Source organism: Acidovorax sp. KPB24-07, from assembly GCF_057543315.1.
The window spans coordinates 1-6,678 of record NZ_BAAJYS010000204.1 but is presented as its reverse complement, the minus strand read 5'-3'; the positions used below and the strand labels follow the sequence as shown (position 1 = coordinate 6,678).

Sequence of the window (6,678 nt, the reverse complement as noted above, 5' to 3'; positions counted from 1 at the left end):
TTTTTTGAAGCCGGAAAGCACCCGAGAGTGCTTTCGGCCGACTGACACGTCGCTCTTGCAGCCTTTGTAAAGGCCCAGCACGGCATGGCAGTCTTTTGCAGCGGCGAAGCTTAACGCTTGGAGAACTGCTTGGCGCGGCGTGCAGAACGCAGACCGACCTTCTTCCGTTCGACTTCACGTGCATCGCGGGTCACGAAGCCGGCTTGGCTCAGTGCGGGCTTCAGCGTTGCATCGTAGTCGATCAGGGCGCGGGTGATCCCGTGGCGGGTGGCACCGGCTTGGCCGGATTCACCGCCGCCGTGCACGTTGACCTGGATGTCGAAGGTTTCGACATGGTTGGTCAGCGCGAGCGGCTGCTTGGCGATCATGATCGAGGTTTCGCGGCCGAAATACTGCTGAATGTCTTTGCCATTCACAGTGATCTTGCCGGAACCCTTCTTGAGAAACACGCGGGCGACGCTGGACTTGCGACGGCCGGTGCCATTGTTCCATTCACCAATCATCTCAAGGCTCCTTAGATTTCCAGCGCCTTGGGCTGCTGGGCGGTGTGGGGATGCTCAGCACCGCCATACACCTTGAGTTTCTTGATCATCGCGTAGCCCAGGGGACCCTTGGGCAGCATGCCTTTGACCGCCTTTTCCAGCGCGCGGCCGGGGTGCTTGGCTTGCATGTCGCGGAAGTTCGTGGCCGTGATACCGCCGGGATAGCCCGAATGGCGGTAGTACACCTTGTCCAGGGACTTGGTGCCGGTGACCTTGAGTTGAGCGGCGTTGATGATGACGATGAAGTCACCGGTATCGACGTGAGGCGTGTAAATGGCCTTGTGTTTGCCGCGCAAACGGAGAGCAACTTCGCTGGCTACTCGTCCGAGGACCTTGTCGGTCGCGTCAATCACAAACCACTCGTGCACGACCTCAGCGGGCTTTGCGCTGAAAGTAGACATGAGTTTCTCTTTTCAAAGAACGGGGGTTTGTCGGTCCTTTTCCACGGTCGGTGCATCTCTGAAGGAAGCCTCTTAGGTGGTGTGAATGCTCCGCCGCGGGACCAAAAAAGCGCTGCGAAGCCCGCCATTATACGAAGCGACGGGAAAATGCCAAGGCAGGGCTATTGGGACAGCATCGTGCGGCGGCGTTCTTCGGCTTCCAGCCGGCGCCGATTCTCGACGCACAGCGGGTGGTTGGCCACCGCCGCGTTCTGGCATTGCTGGTGGATGCACATCGGTCGGGCGATGAATCCGGCGTTGGCGCACGCTTCGTCCGGCCCTGCCACGCGTGCGACCGCCGGTTTGGGCGTGGCGGCCAGAACCGGCGCAGGCTCGGGCGATGCAGGCGCTTCCGCAGCCACGGCCGCAGGCGTGGGCTCGGCCACCTTGCGAGGAACAGGCTTGGGCCGTGGTGCCGATGCAACGACGAATGCGGGCGCTGCGGCCACCGAGGCTGCGGATGCGGCCGGCAGAGCCGGTGCGGTGGCCGCTTCATCGACCACGGGGATCAATTCGGCGGGTGCAGAGGCCACCGGCGCTGGCGGCTCGGCCAGTTCCGTGATGATCTGGTCTTCTGGGGTGTACTTGGTGGGATGGGGCGTGTCGCGCGAGGCGTTCCACCACAGTCCGGCAGCGACCACAGCCATAGCCACCACGCCGGCGCTCGCCCAAAGCAAGGGACGGCGGCGCACGCCAGCGACTGCCGATGCCGGGGCCTCCTCGCCCGCAGCCTGGCTTCGGCGGGTCTTCGGACGCCCCAGCCTTTCTGGATGCTGAGGACGACGCTCCTCGAAAACCGTATCGCCACCTGTCACGGTATCTGCCACCTCTTGTCCTCCATCCATGAAAACCGTGTCCTGCCCATCGGACACCACGGTGTCGCCAGCCTCCTGCCGATCGATGTGCAACTGCGCACCCGTGTCCACCGTCGGCGCCTCCACCGCAGCGGCCAGAGGCGCAGGCAAGGGTACGCCCACCGCCGGCAGAGGCACGGAGGTGATGTCGATCATGGGCACCGCCACGCCCGTACCACGCCGGTCGGCCGGCTCCACCCAGATATCGCCCAGCTCGGCGCGGAAATCGAACTGGTCGATGCCCTCCGGCGGAGCGACCATGTCCATGGTGCGCAGGAATTCGTCGATGCTCTGGGGACGCTCGTCCGGCCGCAGCGCCAACGCCTGCGAAATCGCGGCCACGAAGGGCGTGGAATATTCCACACCGAACTGTCGCCGCACGGTCTTGGCCACCCGTGAGAACGGCACCATGCGGTCGCGGATCGACCGCAGCGTGGCCGGCAGCGGCGTGTCGTTGCACAGGCTGCCATGCACCACGGCGCCGAGGGCGTAGAGATCACTCCACGGACCCTGCCGTAGATCGCTCTCGCCGTCGTTGTACTGCTCGATGGGCGCGTAATTGACCTTCAGGACCGCCGTGTGCTGGTGCCCGTGGTCGCTGATCGCATGGCGTGCAGCCCCCAGGTCCAGCAGCACGGGAGGGCCGCTGTCCTGCAGGAAGATGTTGTCGGGCGAAATGTCGCGGTGCAGCGTCTGGCCGTCGTGCAGCACGCGCAGCGCGCTCAGCACCGACCACAGCATCTTGCGCAGCCAGGCCTCGGGCGGCGGCGTGCGCATGTGCGCGCGGGCCTGCTTGAGCGTCATGCCCGTGTAGAGCGGCATGACCATGTAGGCGGTGTGATTGGCTTCCCAGAAGCGAAAGACCTTCACCAGCGAGGGATGGTCGAACTGGGCAAGCAGCCTGGCCTCGCTCACGAACGAGGCCAGCCCCGCCTGGAAGGATTGCTCCTGGGTGGAAGACCGCACCCACAGCGACCTGCCCTGCGCGCGCGCCGCCAGCGCCGACGGCATGTATTCCTTGATGGCCACGAAGCGCAGGAGCGAATGGTCGAATGCCTTGTAGACCATGCCGAACCCGCCCACCCCCAGCAGCGAAAGCACCTCGAACTCTCCCAGACGCGTCCCGGCCGGCAGGGCGTCGACGTGGTGGACGTCGGTCGGGGGTTCGGTGCTGGTGATGGCGGACATGGTGACGGCTGGGCTTTCGGGCGGCAATGGTGCACCAGCAACGGCGCACCCGGCAACGGACAAGTGGATGGATTGCAACACATTGGCCGAAGCCGCCATCATGCAGCAAGCCCGCTCCCTGGCGGCAACAAGGCGCCCGGCGACTGCTCCAAGCCATCGCCCCGGCAGCGCCCCGGCCCCCACTGCGCCACGATGAAGCGGGCACGATCACGCGGCACCGGGCGGTGCGTGGTTACCATTGGCCCCATCATGTTCAGTTACCGCCACGCCTTCCATGCGGGCAACCACGCCGATGTGCTCAAGCACACGGTGCTGATTGCCACTTTGCAACACCTTACGCAGAAAGACGCAGCGCTCACCGTGCTGGACACCCATGCCGGCGCCGGCCTGTTCCGCCTGGACGGCGACTACGCCGCCACGAGCGGAGAGGCGGGGGACGGCATCCTTCGCCTGGTACCGCCTGCCGTGCTCAAAGAGCCCCTGGCGCCCGCGCTGCAAGCCTATGTCGACATGGTCGGCGCCTTCAACCAGGGCAACGTGACGCGGGTCTATCCCGGCTCGCCCTTCATCACGCAGCGCCTGCTGCGCGACCGCGACAAGCTCAAGGTGTTCGAATTGCACCCGACCGACCTGCGCGCGCTGGCCGGCAACGTGGCCCAGCTGGAGGCCGGCCGCCAGGTGGCGGTGCTGCATGAGGACGGCTTCGAAGGCATCAAGAAATTCCTGCCCCCACCGGCCCGCCGCGCTCTCGTGCTGTGCGATCCCAGCTATGAAATCAAGAGCGACTACGGGCGCGTCCTGGACATGGCCGCAGACTCGCTCAAGCGCTTTGCGACGGGCACCTATGCCGTCTGGTACCCGATCATTCCCCGGCCCGAAGCCCATGACCTGCCACGGCGGCTCAAGACGCTGGCCACCAAGGCCGGCAAGTCGTGGCTGCATGCCACGCTCACCGTGAAATCGAGCAAGGTGACGGGCGCCGCGGACGGACAGGCCCGCCGCCCGGGGCTGCCGGCCAGCGGCATGTTCCTGATCAATCCGCCGTTCACGCTGAAAGCGGCGCTCAAGCCCGCACTGCCGCAGATGGCCGAGCTGCTGGCGCAGGATCACCACGCCTCGCACACGCTCGAGTCGGGCGGCTGAGCCCGCCCGCCTATTCGCCAGAGGCTGGCAGCGGGCTGGCCTGCGACAGGCCGGAAACCGAGGCATCGGGGCACTGCGCCGCGGCGTCTTCCGGCGCCTGGGAGACCACGACCGGCTTGGTGCCCAGCCCCAGCAACCCCAGCGCCCCGGCGGCGGCGCGGCTCACATCGATGATGCGGCCGGGCGAGTGGGGCCCTCGGTCGTTGATGCGCACCTGCACGGCGCGGCCGGTCACCAAGCTGCGCACGCACACGCGCGTGCCGAAGGGCAAGGTGCGGTGGGCAGCAGTGAATTCGTTCATGTCGAAGCGCTCCCCGCTGGCCGTGCGGCGGCGGTGGAACCGGGCCCCGTACCAGGAGGCCAAGCCTTCCTGCACGAACGCATCGGCGGCATCGCTCTCGGAGGACGCATCCGTGTCCGACGGTTTGGAGGGCGCCTCACCCGCGATGGCCGGCGGGGGCTTCACAGGGGCCGATGCGCGGGGCGGCTGTGCTGGCGCCGGCAGGGGAATCAATGGCTTTTGCGTCGCCGCAATGGTGTCGTCGCCAGGCGCGGGCGCCTTGACCGCGCAGGCCACCAGGGCGCACGACAGCAGCGCGCCAGACAACAGCGCACCGAGGCGGCGGGGCAGTTCAGCGCTGGCAGCGCGTTTCGTAGGCGTCTTCAAAACGCTTCAGGTCCTTTCTTTCGCCTTCGGTCAGGTCCGTGCGGGCCCGCTTGGCGGTGAGAATGCGGCGCGACTCCCGGCATTGCTCGGCGTGGCGCGTGGCCTCTTCGCGGGAGGCCTGGGCTGCCACGCGCAGTTGCTGCTCCTGCTCCTGCCGCTGCTTGCGCGCCTCGCTCTGCTCCCTGAAATAGCGGGAGGAAGCGTCGGATTCCTCGTCGTGGCAGTCGCGCTGGTACTCCCGGCGCATGCCAGCATAGGCGTCGGGCTGAATGCCGGAGGAGCCTCCGCGCAGCGTGTCGCTCAGGGAGCGGCAACGGGCGCTCATGTAGCGCTGGTACGCCGGCCCTTCGGGCACGGAGCGCACCGGGGGCTCATAGCGCCACGCCGGAGGTGGTGCGACAGGCCCCGTGGCCGCCACCGACGTCGTCGTGCCGGAGGGACAGGGGCGCGACATCGTGAAGCTGTTGCCCGCGGCATCCCGGCAGACGTACCGCGTCTGGGCCCACGACGGGGCAGACGCCACGCAGCACAGGGTGGCGACCAACAGGGGAGCGAAGGCGGACGTCATGGATGGGCAGAAAAACGAAGGGGCGATATTACCGGAGTGGCCGCCGGCGTCTAAAGGCCCAGCCGGCGGCAGATCTCCAGCGTGGTGGCGCTCTGGTTCATCGTGTAGAAGTGCAGGCCCGGCACGCCACGGTCGCGCAGTTGCTCGCACAAGCCGGTGACCACGTCCAGGCCGAAGGCCTTTATGCTGGCCGTGTCGTCGCCAAAACCCTGCAGCCGCATGCGGATCCACCGTGGGATTTCGGCGCCGCAGGCGTCGGAGAAACGCATGAGCTGCGTGGAGCCCAGGATGGGCATGATGCCCGGCACCACGGGCACATCCAGCCCCAGCCGCCGCGTGTCGTCCACGAAGCGGAAGTAGGCGTCGGCATTGAAGAAGTACTGCGTGATGGCCGAGTGCGCGCCGGCTCGCACCTTGAGCGCGAAGGCCTGCAGATCGGCTTCGGGCGAACGGGCCTGGGGGTGCACTTCCGGGTAGGCGGCCACTTCCACGTGAAAGTCATCGCCCGTCTCCGCGCGGATGAAGGCCACCAGATCGCTGGCGTAGTGGAACTCGCCGCCCGCGCCGTAGCCGCTCGGCAGGTCGCCTCGCAGGGCCACCAGGCGCTTCACGCCCATGGCCTTGAGCGTGGCCAGCTGGCTGCGCACCGTCTCGCGCGTGGCGCCAATGCACGAGAAGTGCGAGGCCGCGCTCACGCCCTCCGCCAGAATCTCGCGCACGGTGGTGAAGGTGCCCTCCTGCGTCGAGCCGCCCGCACCGTAGGTGACGGAACAGAACTCGGGCCGCCGGGCATACAGCGCCTGCCGCACGGCACGCAGCTTTTCGGCCCCTTCGGGCGTCTTGGGGGGGAAAAATTCGAAACTGACGGGTAAGGGTGGATTGGAGGCAGTCATGCCGCCCTCCTTGCATGGACGAAGAATTCACGGTTGCCGTCGCCACCATCGATGGAACTGTCCATCCAGGCAGCCACCGTCAGGCCCAGTTCCGCGCAGCAGCCGCGGATGCGCTGCTCGACCACGGCGTAGAGCGCCACATCGCGCACGATGCCGCCCTTGCCCACCTGGCCGGGCTGCAGTTCGAACTGCGGCTTGACCAGCATGAGCAGGTCGCCGCCGGCCTTGAGCAGCGGCGCCACCGCCGGCAGGATGAGCGTGAGCGAGATGAACGACACGTCGCCCGTCACCAGGTCGAACACCGGGGTGATGTCCACCTGCTCCAGCCCTGCCCGGCGCCGGCGCACGGTGGGCAGGGCGCCCTCCGCGCGGGCCCCGCCCGG

General features: G+C 67.2%; 8 protein-coding genes. 1 reads left to right on the top strand and 7 read right to left on the bottom strand.

From position 1 onward, the window contains the following. Positions 1 to 110 precede the first annotated feature (110 nt). The 3 genes from rpsI to AC27IQ_RS17125 form a co-directional block, all read right to left on the bottom strand. Positions 111 to 503 (bottom strand): 30S ribosomal protein S9, encoded by a 393-nt coding sequence (gene rpsI / locus AC27IQ_RS17135; RefSeq protein WP_092745279.1) that lies wholly within the window; start codon positions 501 to 503, stop codon positions 111 to 113. An 11-nt stretch (positions 504 to 514) separates the two neighbouring features. Further along, positions 515 to 943, bottom strand: coding sequence for a 50S ribosomal protein L13 (rplM, locus tag AC27IQ_RS17130; RefSeq protein WP_092745280.1), 429 nt, complete (start codon positions 941 to 943; stop codon positions 515 to 517). Positions 944 to 1,104: 161 nt separating this feature from the next. Continuing rightward, positions 1,105 to 3,024, bottom strand: coding sequence for a serine/threonine protein kinase (locus tag AC27IQ_RS17125; RefSeq protein ID WP_487090176.1), 1,920 nt, complete (start codon positions 3,022 to 3,024; stop codon positions 1,105 to 1,107). Between the two features lie 249 nt (positions 3,025 to 3,273). Here AC27IQ_RS17125 and AC27IQ_RS17120 point away from each other — a divergent pair, with 249 nt between their 5' ends. After that, a complete protein-coding gene (locus AC27IQ_RS17120; RefSeq protein WP_272565115.1) occupies positions 3,274 to 4,167 on the top strand; it encodes a 23S rRNA (adenine(2030)-N(6))-methyltransferase RlmJ in 894 nt (297 codons plus the stop codon). Positions 4,168 to 4,177: 10 nt separating this feature from the next. On the opposite strand, the gene AC27IQ_RS17115 is transcribed toward AC27IQ_RS17120, so the two are convergent. The 4 genes from AC27IQ_RS17115 to AC27IQ_RS17100 form a co-directional block, all read right to left on the bottom strand. Continuing rightward, positions 4,178 to 4,834, bottom strand: a complete 657-nt coding sequence (locus AC27IQ_RS17115) for a septal ring lytic transglycosylase RlpA family protein (protein WP_317353064.1) — start codon at positions 4,832 to 4,834, stop codon at positions 4,178 to 4,180. Next, positions 4,800 to 5,402: a hypothetical protein gene (locus AC27IQ_RS17110; protein WP_317353067.1), complete on the bottom strand. Its 603-nt coding sequence runs from the start codon at positions 5,400 to 5,402 to the stop codon at positions 4,800 to 4,802. The genes AC27IQ_RS17115 and AC27IQ_RS17110 overlap by 35 nt, the downstream gene beginning before the upstream one ends. Positions 5,403 to 5,452: 50 nt before the next feature. Beyond that, positions 5,453 to 6,295 (bottom strand): methylenetetrahydrofolate reductase [NAD(P)H], encoded by an 843-nt coding sequence (gene metF / locus AC27IQ_RS17105; protein WP_317353070.1) that lies wholly within the window; start codon positions 6,293 to 6,295, stop codon positions 5,453 to 5,455. Next, positions 6,292 to 6,678, bottom strand: a 387-nt coding sequence (locus tag AC27IQ_RS17100; RefSeq protein WP_487090175.1) for an SAM-dependent methyltransferase, incomplete at its 5' end; no start/stop codon positions are given. The genes AC27IQ_RS17100 and metF, both read right to left, overlap by 4 nt.